16 protein-coding genes, 1 rRNA gene and 1 other annotated feature are annotated in these 15,394 nt (G+C 42.5%); of the genes, 2 read left to right on the top strand and 15 right to left on the bottom strand.

Annotation, left to right across the window (positions count from 1 at the left end; translation table 11 throughout):
- From P8610_RS18085 to radA, 10 genes are all read right to left on the bottom strand, one after another.
- A complete protein-coding gene (locus P8610_RS18085; protein WP_289497534.1) occupies positions 1–411 on the bottom strand; it encodes a Mini-ribonuclease 3 in 411 nt (136 codons plus the stop codon).
- A complete protein-coding gene (gene cysS / locus P8610_RS18080) occupies positions 411–1,814 on the bottom strand; it encodes a cysteine--tRNA ligase (protein WP_394605693.1) in 1,404 nt (467 codons plus the stop codon). Before cysS ends, P8610_RS18085 begins: the two co-directional genes overlap by 1 nt.
- Positions 1,814–2,512 carry a serine O-acetyltransferase gene (gene cysE, locus P8610_RS18075; RefSeq protein ID WP_394605707.1) on the bottom strand — a complete coding sequence of 233 codons (699 nt, stop codon included), beginning with the start codon at positions 2,510–2,512 and terminating at the stop codon, positions 1,814–1,816. The genes cysS and cysE overlap by 1 nt, the downstream gene beginning before the upstream one ends.
- A gap of 234 nt (positions 2,513–2,746) precedes the next feature.
- Positions 2,747–2,973: a binding site (T-box leader), on the bottom strand.
- 55 nt (positions 2,974–3,028) lie between these two features.
- On the bottom strand, positions 3,029–4,498 hold the full coding sequence (gene gltX / locus P8610_RS18070) for a glutamate--tRNA ligase (RefSeq protein WP_394605692.1): 1,470 nt from the start codon (positions 4,496–4,498) through the stop codon (positions 3,029–3,031).
- A complete protein-coding gene (locus tag P8610_RS18065) occupies positions 4,441–4,662 on the bottom strand; it encodes a hypothetical protein (RefSeq protein WP_394605691.1) in 222 nt (73 codons plus the stop codon). The genes gltX and P8610_RS18065 overlap by 58 nt, the downstream gene beginning before the upstream one ends.
- A gap of 64 nt (positions 4,663–4,726) precedes the next feature.
- Positions 4,727–5,209, bottom strand: a complete 483-nt coding sequence (gene ispF, locus P8610_RS18060; RefSeq protein WP_394605706.1) for a 2-C-methyl-D-erythritol 2,4-cyclodiphosphate synthase — start codon at positions 5,207–5,209, stop codon at positions 4,727–4,729.
- Positions 5,184–5,900: a 2-C-methyl-D-erythritol 4-phosphate cytidylyltransferase gene (gene ispD, locus P8610_RS18055; protein WP_394605690.1), complete on the bottom strand. Its 717-nt coding sequence runs from the start codon at positions 5,898–5,900 to the stop codon at positions 5,184–5,186. The genes ispF and ispD overlap by 26 nt, the downstream gene beginning before the upstream one ends.
- Before the next feature lie 18 nt (positions 5,901–5,918).
- Positions 5,919–7,010, bottom strand: coding sequence for a PIN/TRAM domain-containing protein (locus P8610_RS18050; RefSeq protein ID WP_066238039.1), 1,092 nt, complete (start codon positions 7,008–7,010; stop codon positions 5,919–5,921).
- A 77-nt stretch (positions 7,011–7,087) separates the two neighbouring features.
- Entirely contained in the window at positions 7,088–8,161 is a 1,074-nt protein-coding gene (disA, locus tag P8610_RS18045; protein ID WP_066238042.1) for a DNA integrity scanning diadenylate cyclase DisA, read from the bottom strand.
- Between the two features lie 8 nt (positions 8,162–8,169).
- Positions 8,170–9,546 carry a DNA repair protein RadA gene (gene radA, locus P8610_RS18040; protein ID WP_289497538.1) on the bottom strand — a complete coding sequence of 459 codons (1,377 nt, stop codon included), beginning with the start codon at positions 9,544–9,546 and terminating at the stop codon, positions 8,170–8,172.
- A gap of 194 nt (positions 9,547–9,740) precedes the next feature.
- On the opposite strand from radA, the gene P8610_RS18035 reads away from it, so the two are divergent.
- Positions 9,741–9,938: a hypothetical protein gene (locus P8610_RS18035; protein WP_394605689.1), complete on the top strand. Its 198-nt coding sequence runs from the start codon at positions 9,741–9,743 to the stop codon at positions 9,936–9,938.
- Positions 9,939–10,101: 163 nt separating this feature from the next.
- On the opposite strand, the gene clpC is transcribed toward P8610_RS18035, so the two are convergent.
- From clpC to P8610_RS18015, 4 genes are read right to left on the bottom strand one after another with little or no spacing between them, the layout of a single operon-like run.
- Entirely contained in the window at positions 10,102–12,522 is a 2,421-nt protein-coding gene (clpC, locus tag P8610_RS18030) for an ATP-dependent protease ATP-binding subunit ClpC (RefSeq protein WP_289497539.1), read from the bottom strand.
- Between the two features lie 14 nt (positions 12,523–12,536).
- Entirely contained in the window at positions 12,537–13,607 is a 1,071-nt protein-coding gene (locus P8610_RS18025; RefSeq protein ID WP_394605688.1) for a protein arginine kinase, read from the bottom strand.
- A gap of 3 nt (positions 13,608–13,610) precedes the next feature.
- Positions 13,611–14,144 carry a UvrB/UvrC motif-containing protein gene (locus P8610_RS18020; protein ID WP_289497541.1) on the bottom strand — a complete coding sequence of 178 codons (534 nt, stop codon included), beginning with the start codon at positions 14,142–14,144 and terminating at the stop codon, positions 13,611–13,613.
- A 36-nt stretch (positions 14,145–14,180) separates the two neighbouring features.
- Complete coding sequence (locus P8610_RS18015; protein WP_066238057.1) at positions 14,181–14,648, bottom strand: CtsR family transcriptional regulator; 468 nt, start codon at positions 14,646–14,648, stop codon at positions 14,181–14,183.
- A gap of 409 nt (positions 14,649–15,057) precedes the next feature.
- Between P8610_RS18015 and P8610_RS18010 the strand changes: the two genes are divergently transcribed.
- Positions 15,058–15,216 (top strand): hypothetical protein, encoded by a 159-nt coding sequence (locus P8610_RS18010; RefSeq protein WP_394605687.1) that lies wholly within the window; start codon positions 15,058–15,060, stop codon positions 15,214–15,216.
- 91 nt (positions 15,217–15,307) lie between these two features.
- Here the strand turns inward: P8610_RS18010 and rrf are convergent.
- A 5S ribosomal RNA gene (rrf, locus tag P8610_RS18005) occupies positions 15,308–15,394 on the bottom strand; the annotation flags it as partial.

Below are 15,394 nucleotides of genomic sequence, written 5' to 3'. Positions count from 1 at the left end.
TTAGACCTCCCCTTTATTAAAATTATCTGTTAACACATATTCCATCATGTTCTTAAGACGGTCATGCTGATTTAACAGATAGAGATAACCGATGATCGCCTCAAAGCTGGTCGCATGCCTATACGTTTGAACATCCGTGTTTTTCGGGACAGTTCCTTGGTTAGCATTGCGCCCCCTCTTAATAACAGCGACTTCTTCATCTGTAAAATAGTTTTCTTCGAGCAGCTGAACGACCATGCTTGCCTGAGCTTTTGCCGAAACAAATTTAGTTGCTGATACATGAAGCCTGTTCGGTTTCACCTGACCGTTTCGGATCAGATGTTCACGTACGAATTGCTCCATAACCGCATCACCCATGTAAGCAAGCGTGGTCCCGTTCAATTGTTTGATATCTGAATCTGTTATTTTCATTACTTATCTCTTTTCCACCGTACACCTTGTGCGGTATCTTCCAAAATAATGTGCTGTTCTTTCAACAGATCACGTATTTCATCAGCGCGAGCAAAGTTCTTTTCTTTACGCGCTTCGTTCCGTTCTTGAATCAGAGCATCAATCTGTTCATCTAATAATTCCTCTTCTTTATGAAGAGTCAGCCCCAACACACCAGCAAGCTCATCGAACAGAGCAATGAATTCTGTAATAATTGCTTTTGAAGTGTTCTTCTCTTGTAAATACACGTTCGCTTCTCGTGAAAAATCAAAAAGAATAGAGATGGCATTCGCTGTGTTGAAATCATCATCCATATCAGCGATAAATTTCTCTCTTGTTTCTTTAACAAACTGACTCCATTTTTCTGTATCGAGAGAAAGGTCTGCAGAAACCGTCAGGCGATGTTTTAAGTTACCGTATGACGTGCGGATTCGGTTCAGACCAGCTTTAGCCGCTTCCAATAACTCTTGACTGAAGTTGATTGGGTTACGATAATGGACCGCCAGCATAAAGAATCGGATAACCTGCGGATCTTGCTGCTTTACAAGATCATGAACCAGCACAAAATTCCCAAGTGATTTGGACATTTTTTCGTTGTCGATATTAATATACCCATTATGCATCCAATATTTAGCCATCGGTGCTTCATTTAACGCTTCAGATTGAGCTATCTCATTCTCGTGATGCGGAAACGCTAAATCTTGCCCGCCGCCATGAATATCAATTGAGTCACCTAAGTATTTTTTCGCCATCGCAGAGCACTCAATGTGCCAGCCAGGACGGCCTTTGCCCCATGGACTCTCCCAATAGATCTCGCCTTCTTTTGCTGCTTTCCATAATGCGAAATCAAGCGGATCTTCCTTTTTCTCGCCTACTTCAATTCTTGCTCCAGATTTTAAGTCATCAATCGATTGGTGAGACAGCTTACCATAACCATTAAACGAGCGCGTTTTAAAATAAACATCCCCCGCTGCTTCATAAGCAAAGCCTTTTTTAATCAGGTTCTCGATGAATTCAATGATCTCAGGCATCGTTTCAGTTACTCGTGGGTGTGCATCTGCTTTTTGAACGCCTAATGCGCATGTATCTTCATGATAGGCATTAATGAACTTTTCAGCGATCGTCGGAACATCACTGCCCATTTCATTTGCTGCTTTAATGAGTTTGTCATCAACATCAGTGAAGTTGGAGATGAATTGTACATCAAAGCCTCTATATTCTAGATATCTTCTAACCGTGTCAAACACGATAGCTGGCCGGGCATTACCGATATGAATGTAGTTGTATACGGTCGGTCCGCACACATACATTTTTACCTTGCCTTCTTCTAAAGGTACAAAGAGTTCCTTTTGGCGTGTCATCGTGTTATAAATTTTTATGCTCATTAAGAATCACTCCCTCTTTTCATTCTTTCCAGTTCTTCACATAACTTTTTCATTTCAAGCTGCAATTCTCTAAATTTATCCGCTACTGGGTCTGGAAGATCCCGATGGTCAAGTTCGCATCCGACTTTAATGCCGTCTTTAATTACGACTCTTCCAGGAATCCCTACTACCGTTGCGTCAGGCGGTACGTTTTGTAAAACGACTGAACCCGCTCCGACTTTTGAGTTTTTCCCAATCGTGATGTTCCCCAGCACTTTCGCCCCTGTGGCGACGAGCACGTGGTCCTCTAGTGTAGGATGCCTTTTTCCTTTTTCTTTTCCGGTACCGCCCAGTGTCACACCTTGATACAGTGTCACATCATTACCGATGATACATGTTTCACCGATAACGACGCCCATTCCATGATCAATAAAGAAACGTCTTCCAATCTGTGCACCTGGATGTATTTCAATACCTGTAAAAAAGCGGCTGATCTGAGAGATTAGTCGTGCTAAAAACAGCCAGTTTCGTTTGAATAGTTTATGTGCCAGTCTATGGGCCCATACCGCATGCAGTCCGGAGTATGTTAAGAATACTTCGAACGAGCTTCTTGCAGCTGGGTCTTTCTCAAAAACAACCCGAATGTCTTCCTTCATGGCTGAAAACATGCTTCTCAACCTCCTTGCATAAAGATTTGAAACTTTTGCAGTAAATACAATGTTGCTCTTGGAAGTGGTTAATTTCCGCTCCAGGTCGCTCGCTTTCCGCGGGGCGGGCGGTGAGCCTCCTAGCGCTTTGCGCTTTTAGGAGTCTCACCTGTCCCACTCGTCCCGCAGGAGTCTCGCACCCTACGCTCCAATCAACTTGTCAATGAAGGAAAGCTAAATCCACCAGACAATCCTCTAGATAACAACCAATATAAAAAATAAAAAACGCCCCTGTGCCAAATTTGACACAGAGACGTACTGATAGACGCGGTTCCACTCTGTTTAACAGGCCGTGATATCGTACCTGTTCCCTTAAGCTCCGTAACGGGGAGTTACCGCCCAAACCTACTCAACTTTCGGCAAGGGACTCCGAGGGGCACTTCAGCAAGCATTTCCATGAACCACTTTCAGCCGGTGATGGTTCTCTCTACTATGAAAAAGCGCTAGCCTACTTTCCTCATCTGCGTTTTACGTTTAAATATAAGTTTCTTTTACTATATTATAATCTTTGCAAAATGTGTACTTTTATTACTTATTAATTTGAGTAAGTACAGCATTAAGGCGTTTCACGATAACACTCTTTCCTAGAAGAGAAACAGCTGCCGGCAGATCTGGACCATGCGTTTGTCCTGTCGTTGCAACACGAATCGGCATGAACAAGTTCTTGCCTTTTTGTCCTGTTTCCTTTTGAACAGCCTTCATCATCGCTTTAATATCATCTGCTTCAAACGATTCACTGTTTTCAACCTGGCTTAAGAATGCTTGCATAACGGATGGAACACCTTCACCCTGCAATACCTCAAGTGCTTCTCCTTCGTACTCGATCTCTTCTTTAAAGAACAGTTCTGTCAAGTCCACGATTTCAGCGCCATAGCTCATTTTTTCCTGATGAAGAGCCACAAGTTTTGTTACCCACTCTTGTTCCTCTGCACTTGGATTTTCAGAAATTCTTCCCGCTTTAACAAGATGAGGCATGCAAAGTTCAACGATTCGGTCTACATCTTGCTGTTTCATGTATTGGTTGTTAAGCCACTCCAGCTTCTGGGTATCAAACACGGCAGGTGCTTTAGACAGACGGTTCGGATCAAAGATTTCGATAAACTGCTCACGGCTGAAGATCTCTTCTTCTCCACCTGGTGACCATCCTAATAGTGCGATAAAGTTGAACAGTGCTTCGGGAAGATACCCTAAATCTTTGTACTGCTCAATAAACTGAACAATAGACTCGTCACGCTTACTTAATTTCTTTCGGTTTTCATTGACGATCAATGTTGTATGACCGAATTTCGGCTTCTCAAAACCTAACGCATCATAGATCAAAAGCTGCTTAGGCGTGTTTGAGATATGGTCATCTCCCCGTAAAACGTGAGAGATTGCCATCTCATGATCATCAATTACAACCGCGTAATTATACGTTGGGATTCCGTCTTTTTTAACGATAACGAAATCACCGAATCCGCTTGATTCGAACGAAACTTCCCCTTTGACCATATCATCAAACGTAATCGTACGATCTTGCGGCACCAAGAAACGAATGCTAGCACGTCTTCCTTCTGCTTCAAGTTTTGCCTTTTCTTCAACAGATAAGTTACGGCAGCGCCCGTCATATACAGGTGTAACCCCTTTAGCCATCTGCTCTTCACGTGAGGCCTCAAGCTCTTCTTCCGTACAATAACATGTATATGCCAGACCTTTTGAAAGAAGCTCATCTGTGTACTTTTCGTAAAGGTCCAATCGCTCCATTTGTCGATAAGGCCCGTAGTCGCCGCCAATATCAACACTTTCATCCCAATCCATACCGAGCCATTTCAAATGATTCAGCTGGCTCTCTTCTCCGCCTTGAATGTTGCGCTTTTGATCCGTATCTTCAATGCGGATAATAAACTTTCCGCCGGTGTGGCGTGCATATAAATAATTAAATAGAGCTGCACGTGCATTCCCTATATGTAAGTGTCCTGTTGGACTTGGTGCATAACGCACTCGAACTTCATTTGCCATCTTGTTTCACCTCTATAAATTTTTTTACTTAAATTATAATGCTTTTGAAAGTGGTTGATTTCCGTTCCAGGTGCTCGCTTTCCGCGGGGCAGGCGGTGAGCCACATTCGTACGTTTCACGTATAAGTGTCTCACCTGCCGGCCTGTCCCGCAGGAGTCTCCCACCTTCCACTCCATTCAACTTTATCAGAGAAGACCGTGAACGTAATGCCTCAAAAGCAAAAATCTTTTAGAGAATAGCCTTCTCAATCAACACAACCGCTTGGGCTGCGATTCCCTCTTCGCGTCCAGGGAAACCTAGCTTTTCAGTTGTAGTAGCTTTTACGTTAATTCTGTCTACATCAACATCAAAAATCCCAGCGATCACGCTGCGCATCTCTTCAATGTGCGGCAGCATCTTTGGTTTTTGTGCGATGATCGTACAATCTATATTACCTAAAGCGTAGCCTTTTTTCTGAACGAGTTTCCAAGAATCCAAGAGCAGGTGTTTTGAATCTGCGTCTTTGTATGCAGGATCTGTATCTGGGAAGTGTTTGCCGATATCCCCTTCACCCGCTGCTCCAAGCAATGCATCTGTGATCGCATGCAAAAGAACGTCAGCATCAGAATGTCCTAAAAGTCCTTTTTCATAAGGAATCGTTACTCCGCCAATAATTAAAGGACGGCCTTCACAAAAGGCATGTACATCAAAACCTTGTCCGATGCGCATTATGCTTTTCCCCCTGTCTGTCTAACAAAATGGCTTGTCCAAACAACAAGTCATCAGACGTAGTTAATTTTATATTATGATAGTCTCCCATTACAATAGCGACTGTTTCTCCAATTCGTTCCACTAAGCTTGCGTCGTCCGTTCCAACAAACCCTTCTACATCCGCTTTCTCATGTGCTTTCATTACGATAGAAAAACGAAAAGCTTGCGGGGTTTGAACAGCCCACAAGCTGGAACGGTCGATCGTTTCTTCCACCTGATCCCGAACAACTTTCTTTACCGTATCCTTCACCGGAACAGCTAACACGGCAGAACCAGAATCTGAGGCTACGTTAACAAGTTGTTGAATAGAATCATGAGTGATAAAAGGACGTGCTGCATCATGAATGAGAACAAGGTCCGCTTCTTCCGGGACCTGCTTTAAGCCCTCATACACACTTTGCTGACGTTCTTTTCCGCCTGGAACGATTTGGCGCACTTTTGTATATTGGAACGTTTGTACAAATTGCTGCATCTGTTTTAATTCCTGTTCACTTCCGACAAGAACGACACCCTCACACGAAGGATCTTTCTCAAACACATCAAGTGTATGTGCAAGGACCGGTTTTCCTAATAGCTCTATCCATTGTTTAGAGATCCCGGCATTCATTCGTTTCCCTTGTCCGGCAGCAGGAATAACTGTCCAATAGTTCACGTGCTTCCCCACCGTTCGTTACAATGCTTTTTCTAATAATTTCTTTTTGGCAAAAATCATTCGGCCAGCAGATGTTTGGAGAACAGATGTTACAACAACATCAATCGTTTTTCCGACATAGTCTCGCCCATCTTCTACAACGATCATCGTACCGTCATCCAGATAGCCTACACCTTGATTCTGCTCTTTTCCATCTTTGATCACTTGAACAACAAGCTCTTCGCCAGGAAGAACAACTGGTTTTACCGCATTCGCCAAATCGTTGATGTTAAGTACAGCAACGTTTTGCAGTTCACATACTTTATTGAGATTAAAGTCATTTGTTACAACGACCCCGGTTAATAATTGAGCCAATTTGACAAGCTTGCTGTCAACTTCTGTTACCTCTTCAAAATCACCTTCATAGATTTCAACTTTCATAGAAAGCTCTTTTTGGATGCGATTTAAAATATCCAGTCCACGGCGTCCTCTGTTACGTTTTAATACATCAGAAGAATCAGCAATATACTGCAGCTCTTCTAGAACAAAACGAGGAATAATTAGCGGACCTTCTAAAAAACCAGTTTGGCAGATATCTGCCACTCTTCCGTCGATAATAACGCTTGTATCAAGAATCTTATACTTGCCATGCGGTTTCTCAATTTCAGTCTCTTTCTTTCGTTCTTTTCCTTGGCGGTTCAAAGAGAACAGCTGAATCAATTCATCTCTCTTTTTAAAACCGACCTGAAAACCCAGGTAACCAAGTAGGAACGTAATAGCAATCGGAAGAATCGAACTGACAACCACAATATCCATAGAGCTAAGCGGCGACTGAATTAAGAATGCCACAATCAATCCAATAATCAGTCCCATCGTTCCTGATAATAGATCGGTCGCAGGGGCTTTTACAACCGTTTCCTCTGCCCAGCGTATTAATCCTACTACGTAATCTGACAGCCAAAATGTAGATAAAAATAGTATAAGTGCACCAATCACTGCCCCGACATATGGGGATGTTACTTGATTCGGCAAATCACCAAAATTAAGTACACGAATGAGATCTGGTATATAAAGATAGCCTAGCATGCCCCCTATTACGATAAAAAATAGTTGAACAATTCTTTTTAGCATGCCTGATTCACCTCCCTTAATCATTATTTACAAAATGACCGTATTAAAAACGTGCAAAAACAGAATTTACATAAAAACTAGATATGACGATCAACAAAAAGCTGTTCTTGAATTCGTTTTAATCCTTCTTTTACTTTCCTTGCACGGATTTCACCAATACCTTCGACCTCGTCCAACTCATCGATAGAGGCACGTAAGATCTGCGGAAGGTTACTAAATGCATCTGTTAGATTTTCAATAATAACAGCTGGCAACCTTGGAATCTTGGCAAGAATGCGGTATCCACGCGGATGGATCGTCTCATCTTGCATATTCATACCGGCTGAGAAGCCTAAAAGTTTCATAATTACAGATTCATCAAACAATTCTTCAGAGGAAAGTTTGTTCAACTGGCGAAGAATCGCGTATGGATCACTTTCCCGGTCCTTCATATAGTCTTTAATTAAAAGGAGAGCTTCTTCCTCAATGTTGGAAACGAGTTCTTCCATCTGAATTCTAATGAGCCTGCCTTCAACACCAAGTTCATTAACATATTTAATAATCTCATTTTTTATGCGTAAAACCATCTCAATTCTGTGAATAACTTGTGTAACTTCTTGGAAAGTCACCAATTCTTCAAATTCTAGCGCACCGAGATTCGTAACACTTTGATCAAACACAACTTTATATTTCTCAAGTGTTTGGATCGCCTGATTGGCTTTCGTTAAGATTACACCGATCTCTTTTAGGGAATACCGGATCATCCCTTGATAAAGCGTGATAACATTTCGGCGCTGTGAGATGGAAATTACGAGGTTGCCTGTTTGCCGAGCTACACGCTCTGCCGTTCTGTGACGTATACCCGTTTCGGTTGATGGAATAACCGTATCAGGGATCAGCTGTGTGTTTGCATATAAAATTTTAGCCGCGTCTTCATTTAAAATGATCGCTCCATCCATCTTTGCAAGCTCGTATAATGATGCTGGTGAGTACTTGCAGTTGATGGAGAAACCACCATCAACAATTTCTTTTACTTTATCGTTATAGCCAACAACGATCAGTCCGCCTGTATTTGCTCGTAAAACATTGTCAATTCCCTCCCGAAGCGGGGTACCAGGAGCAACAAGCTGTAGCATTTGGCTTATGATTGCTTCTTTAATCGCATGGTCCATAATTTGCTTTACCCTCCTAACGCTGCTTGTAATGCCTCATAAACGGTAGATACACCAACGACCTTGATCCCTTTTGGAACCGTCCAGCCACCGATATTTTTATCAGGTATAATAGCACGCGTAAAACCTAACTTTGCAGCTTCATGTACGCGCTGCTCGATACGGGAAACTCGCCGAACCTCTCCCGTCAATCCTATTTCTCCAATCATAACATCTGTAGGCTTTGTGGGTGAATCCCGAAAGCTTGACGCAATGCTGATTGCAACCGCCAGATCGATCGCCGGTTCATCCAGCCTGACGCCGCCTGCTACGTTTAAATAAGCATCTTGGTTCTGAAGCAGCAGCCCCACCCGCTTTTCTAAAACGGCCATAAGCAGTGAAACACGGTTATGATCGATTCCGGTAGCCATTCTTCTAGGGTTACCAAAGCTTGTAGGTGATATTAAAGCCTGAAGCTCTACAAGCATAGGGCGAGTACCTTCTAAGGAAGCTACTACCGTTGAACCCGCTGCTCCTTTTGAACGTTCTTCTAAAAAGATTTCAGAAGGATTCAGTACTTCTTCAAGCCCTTCTTCTTTCATTTCAAAAACACCGATCTCATTTGTAGAACCAAAACGATTTTTCACAGCTCTTAATATACGGAAAGTATGATGTCTTTCACCTTCAAAATACAGTACTGCATCCACCATATGCTCTAGAAGACGCGGTCCCGCGATATTCCCTTCTTTTGTAACATGTCCAACGATAAATACAGCAATACCCTTTGTTTTCGCCATTCGCATCAAATGCGAGGTACACTCTCGTACTTGCGAAACACTCCCCGGTGCTGATGTTACCTCAGATCTATAAACGGTTTGAATGGAGTCAATAATCATAACGGATGGCATCACATCTGCCATTGCCTGCTCAATAAGCTCTAAATCTGTTTCTGCTAAAACAAACAGATCTTTCGCGTCGATATCGAGCCTGTCTGCTCGCAATTTTGTTTGTTTAACAGATTCCTCACCAGATATGTAAAGAACACGTTCTCCTTTTTGAGCGAGCTGAGCTGATGTTTGCAGAAGAAGAGTAGATTTCCCGATTCCAGGGTCTCCACCAACCAAAACCATTGAACCCGGAACGATACCTCCACCTAAAACACGGTTAAATTCCTGATAGTTTGTAGGTATGCGAGGCTCTTGCTCGCTTTTCACATCCGCTATTGACTGAGGTTTTTGCTTTACTTTCGTATCTCCGCCAGAACTCAAACCCCGTACGGCTTTTTCAGGACGAATGGTCTCTTCCACCATCGTATTCCATGCATGACATCCCGGACATTTCCCCATCCATTTTGGAGATTCATAACCGCAGTCTTGGCAAAGAAAGATTGATTTTACTTTAGCCATCTAAAAAACTCCTCTTTCAAACTTCACATACACTAAAAATTCCATCTATTTACTTAGCTTATTTTTAAAATCTTTGTTGTCCTTTGGATTGCTCTGGAGCAGTGTCTATACTTCTCAAAGCTTTTCTCTAAAAAGGTAGTTGCTCTGAAGAATATTTTCAAGAACTTCATTGAAAAGCTGATTGGAGCGTAAGGATGCGAGACTCCTGCGGGACAGGCGGGCAGGTGAGACACTTAAGAGTGAAACGTACGAATGTGGCTCACCGCCTGCCCCGCGGAAAGCGAGCAGCCTGGAGCGGAAATCAACTGCTTTCAAGAGCTACATTGTATCTGCATCACAGACAACAAAATTCTCTAACAAACAGAACTTTTAATAAAAAAGTTAAATGCTGAAAATATAAAGATTTATTCACTAATATCATAACATAAAACCTAACAACTACTTCCATTTAGGCTCTGCAAAAAAAGGCGAAACGCAAAGATTATTTCGACAAAAACCCGGAGGACATGACTGCCTTCCGGGTTTTTTGTAGGATATCCTCATATATTCAGATGGTTAGACCGTTTGAACGACAAAATCGTTCTCTTCCACATCAATCTTAACGGTTTGCCCTTTGTTAATATTTCCTTTAAGAAGCTCTTCAGATAAGCGGTCTTCAATCTTACGCTGAAGGGCACGACGCAACGGACGTGCTCCGTAGTCTGGATCGTAACCTTCATCTGTAATCTTTTCAAGAGCTGCTTGTGTCAGCTCAATATCAATCCCTTGATCACTTAAGCGCTTCTTGAGTGAATCTGCCATTAGCGTCACGATTCTTAGCAAGTGCTCTTTTTCAAGAGAATGGAACACGATAATCTCATCAATACGGTTTAAGAACTCAGGACGGAATGCACGCTTAAGTTCATCCATAACTTTAGACTTCATATCGTTGTATTTTTGACCTTCGTTGTGAACCGCAAAACCTAGTGAACGGTTACGCTTAAGCGTGCTCGCCCCAACATTTGAAGTCATGATGACAACCGTGTTTCGGAAATCTACAGTACGGCCTTTTGAATCTGTCAGACGACCGTCTTCTAGCACTTGCAGCAAGATGTTAAACACTTCTGGATGTGCCTTTTCAATCTCATCCAGCAAGATAACTGAGTATGGCTTTCTTCTAACTTTTTCAGTTAATTGGCCGCCTTCTTCATGTCCTACATATCCCGGAGGCGAACCAACGAGACGAGAAGTTGTATGTTTCTCCATGTACTCGGACATATCGATACGGATGATCGCATCTTCATCACCAAACAATGTCTCAGCAACGGCTCTAGCAAGCTCCGTTTTACCAACACCTGTTGGTCCTAAGAAGATGAATGAGCCGATCGGACGTTTCGGATCCTTCAACCCTGCACGTGCTCTTCGGATGGCTTTAGAAATGGCAGATACCGCTTCAGTCTGGCCGATTAATCGGTCATGCAGAATCTCCTCCATCTTAAGAAGACGTTCTGTTTCTTCTTCTGCCAGCTTGGATACAGGTACTCCTGTCCATGAAGATACAACTTGCGCGATATCTTCCGGTGTTACTTCTGTATTTTCTTTTCCTTGTTTCTCTTTCCAAACATCTTTCGTTTTTTCCAATTCTTCACGAAGACGCTGCTCAGAATCTCTGAGTGAAGCAGCTTTTTCAAACTCTTGGCTTTGAACAGCAGCATCCTTCTCTTTACGTACTTCTTCCAGCTTTTGCTCGAGCTCCTTTAAGTTCGGAGGAGCTGTGTACGAACGAAGGCGAACCTTTGATGCAGCTTCGTCAATTAAGTCAATCGCTTTATCCGGTAAGAAACGGTCGGAGATATAGCGATCAGAAAGTTGAACAGATGCCTCGATCGCTTCATCAGTAATCGTCACACGGTGATGCGCTTCATAACGATCGCGAAGTCCTTGAAGGATTTGAATGCTTTCATCCTTTGTCGGCTCATTAACCGTAATCGGCTGGAAACGGCGCTCTAGCGCTGCATCCTTCTCGATATATTTTCTATATTCATCGAGTGTTGTTGCACCAATACATTGCAGTTCACCACGAGCAAGAGCGGGCTTTAAGATGTTGGATGCATCGATCGCACCCTCTGCTCCACCTGCACCGATTAGCGTATGAAGTTCGTCGATGAATAGGATGATATTGCCCGCCTGGCGAATCTCATCCATTACCTTCTTCAGACGGTCTTCAAACTCACCTCTATATTTTGTACCCGCGACAACTGTTCCCATATCAAGCGTCATAACGCGCTTATCACGCAGTGTTTCTGGGACTTCATTGTTGATGATCTGCTGTGCTAAGCCTTCTGCGATAGCTGTTTTACCTACCCCAGGCTCACCGATCAGTACAGGGTTGTTCTTTGTACGACGGCTCAACACCTCAATAACACGCTGAATTTCTTTTGAACGGCCAATTACCGGGTCAAGTGAACCATCACGTGCAATCGCCGTTAAATCACGAGCCAGGCTGTCTAGCGTAGGCGTGTTTGCACTTGCTGAAGATCCTCTATGACTAGAAGAAGATTCATTGCTTCCTAGAAGTTGAAGAACTTGCTGACGTGCTTTGTTCAGGCTTACTCCTAAGTTGTTTAATACACGAGCTGCAACGCCTTCCCCTTCACGAATCAGGCCTAATAAAATATGTTCAGTACCTACATACGAATGCCCTAGTTTACGAGCTTCGTCCATGGATAGTTCAATTACCTTTTTTGCACGAGGTGTATAATGAATCGTTTGAACAGCTTCCTGTCCGCGGCCGATTAACGTTTCCACTTCTTTTTGAATTTTTTCAGGTCCTAAACCTAGAACTTGAAGAGCTTTGGCTGCAATTCCTTCACCTTCCCGAATCAAGCCAAGTAAGATATGTTCTGTTCCCACATTGTTATGCCCTAATCGAATTGCTTCTTCTTGTGCCAACGCTAAAACTTTTTGTGCTCTCTCAGTAAAACGGCCAAACATCATACTCGTCACGCTCCTTATCGGTTTTCCAATTTTATTCTTTCTCTGATTAATGTGGCTCTTCTTATGTCACGTTCTTCTGGAGTTAGAACTTCACCTGCATATTGTTGAAGAAAACCCGGTTGTGTAAGTATCATAAGTTCATTTAGGATTGTTTTTGATATGCCGGGTAAAATCTCTAAATCAATGCCAAGCCGTACATCTGATAAACATTTTGCAGCTTCTTTTGATTGGATGATCCGGCAATTCTCCAACGTTCCCAACGAACGGAATAACTTGTCTTCAAGCTGTAATTTCAATCCATCCTGCAGCTGTTTACGAGCTGCACGTTCTTGCTGGATGACCTGCGTAACTACTCCTGCGAGATCTTCCATTATATCCTCTTCAGATTTACCAAGTGTCATCTGATTCGAGATTTGAAAAATGTTTCCTTGTGCTTCTGTCCCTTCACCATATATGCCTCTTACAGCTAATCCCAGCTGGTTGATCGCCGGTATAATCCGGCTCATCTTTTTAGTGAGGACGAGTGCGGGAAGATGCATCATGACGGAAGCTCTTAGTCCCGTTCCTACATTTGTCGGACAGCTTGTTAAATAACCGCGTTTTTCATCAAACGCATAATCCACACTTTTTTCAATGGAATCATCTATTTCATTGGCTTTATGAAGCACTTCTTCTAACTGAAAACCTGGTGCTAAACATTGAATGCGTATATGATCTTCTTCGTTCAGCATGATGCTGACTGACTCATCGTCATTCATGAGTACTGCACCATATTTCGCTTGTTCTGCTAGATTGGGACTTATAAGATGTTTCTCAACAAGTACCCGTTTTTGAATAGGTTTTAACTTCTCCATCATCAGCATTTCAAAATTTTCTGCTTCAGCTGCGTCATTTTCTTCATTCATGCAAGAAGAAATGGAAGCTATCACTTCATGAGCTGATTCTTTGTCTGCTGCGATGGGAAAAACAAACTGATGAATATTTCTTGCGAGTCGGACACGGCTTGAGAGAACAATATCTGATTCAGGTCCTTCCCTTTTCATCCAGGGACTGATTGCGTCACTGATAAATCGTTCTAAAGACATCGGTTACGAATCCCTCCCCTGTTCCAAGCGGTGTTCGATTTCTCTGATGATATCTCTTGTTTCAGCAGCTTTTTCAAATTCCTCATTTAATATATACTGCTGCAAAGCTTGCTTTAATTGCTGAAGCTGTTTTTTTTCTTGAATGCTGCTCCCTGCCCGCAGAGGAATCTTTCCTGCATGTAAGGTATTACCGCCATGAACCCTCTTAAAGATCGGATTCAGTTTGGAATCAAACGCCTTATAGCAGTTTTCACATCCAAAACGGCCAATTTTAGCAAACTGATAATAACTCATCCCGCATTTTTCACAGCTTAACGAGGGCGGAATGAAGTTGGATGATGGGGTGTTTGGGACATGTCCATCACCGTGTAAAAGACCAGAAAGCAATTGGTGAATGGAAAATGAATTCGACCCCGGCATGAATTCTCCTTTTTCTTTGGCACAATGTTCACAAATGTGAAATTCCGTTTTCTCTCCATTTATGATTTTGGTAAAATGCAATGAAGCTTCACGTTCATGGCACTCTTCACAATTCATTCTGCTCCCTCCTTTTATATAGAATGAAAAAAAGGGCTATGTGGTTCGGTATTTTAACGTTTTTATCATAGCTTTTAAAAGTTCTGCACGTAATTCATCTCGATGCGGAAGATTAAGCTTTAAAATAGAACGATCCATAACGCTCAGCATTAGCCTCGCTTCCCGTTCGGAAACAATCGTCTCTTCCATAAGTCTCTTTATTACATTTTCTGCGTTGCCTTGCGATATCCTTTCACCAATTAAGGTGGTTAAGTGATCAATTAGATGAGCAGAGCTTTCGGTACGGACCTTCATGATCCGAATATAGCCGCCTCCACCTCTTTTACTTTCCACTACAAATCCTTTTTCAATCGTAAATCTCGTATTTATCACGTAGTTTATTTGAGAAGGCACGCATTGAAACCTTTCGGCAATATCCGTCCTTTTAATTTCGATGGCCGGATCATTCGAGCTTGAGAGAATTTGCTTTAAGTAATTTTCAATTACATCTGAAATATTTCTCATTTCCCCTCCCCCTTCTAACTTTGACTAACTTTGACTATAACATTATTATAGCCTGCTTTTTTCCGAAAATGCAAATCTCTATCCACCATTATTGCCTCATGCTCCTCTTCCTAACCTGTATGATTCTGTCGAAAAGATAGTGATTTTGGAGGGGGATGGATATGAGGGGATTGGGATTTGTTTAGAGATCTGGCGATGGTTAGTTGTGTCTGGTTAGTTGTGAAAGTATGTTGTTGTTGGATGTGCAATGTGTTCTGCGTGGTTGAGGAGACGTGAGTGAGCTTTAGATGAATGCGGTAAGTCGATGGGTGTCAAAAATTCGATAAAAAATTTTATCTGTGAAATTATGAAGCTTATCCGTGAATATATGGATGATTACCGTGAATAAAAATAGGATTACCGTGGAATTATGTTTAGTTGGGTTGATGTAGAGGGGTTTGTAAGGCGAGATCAGTGGTGTTTTATTGAAATTCATGCTTGGATGGTCGTTGTAAGAGCTGATCGAGTTGCTTTTGGTTGGATTTTGGGAGCTTTTGCTGAAGAATATAGCGTGATGGGAGATGGTTGAGGCCATCTTCTTCCTTTTTTCTCTTTCTAGATCCCTCAATCTTTTCGTAACACAAAAAAAGAAGATGGATTTTCATCCATCTTCCTCATTTGCCTAGCGACGTCCTACTCTAACAGGGGGAGACCCCCAACTACCATCGGCGCTGAAGAGCTTAACTTCCGTGTTCGGTATGGGAACG

The organism is Fictibacillus sp. UD, from assembly GCF_043558025.1.
Taxonomy (GTDB): Bacteria; Bacillota; Bacilli; order Bacillales; family Fictibacillaceae; genus Fictibacillus.
This window is presented reverse-complemented; position numbering and strand designations above follow the sequence as displayed.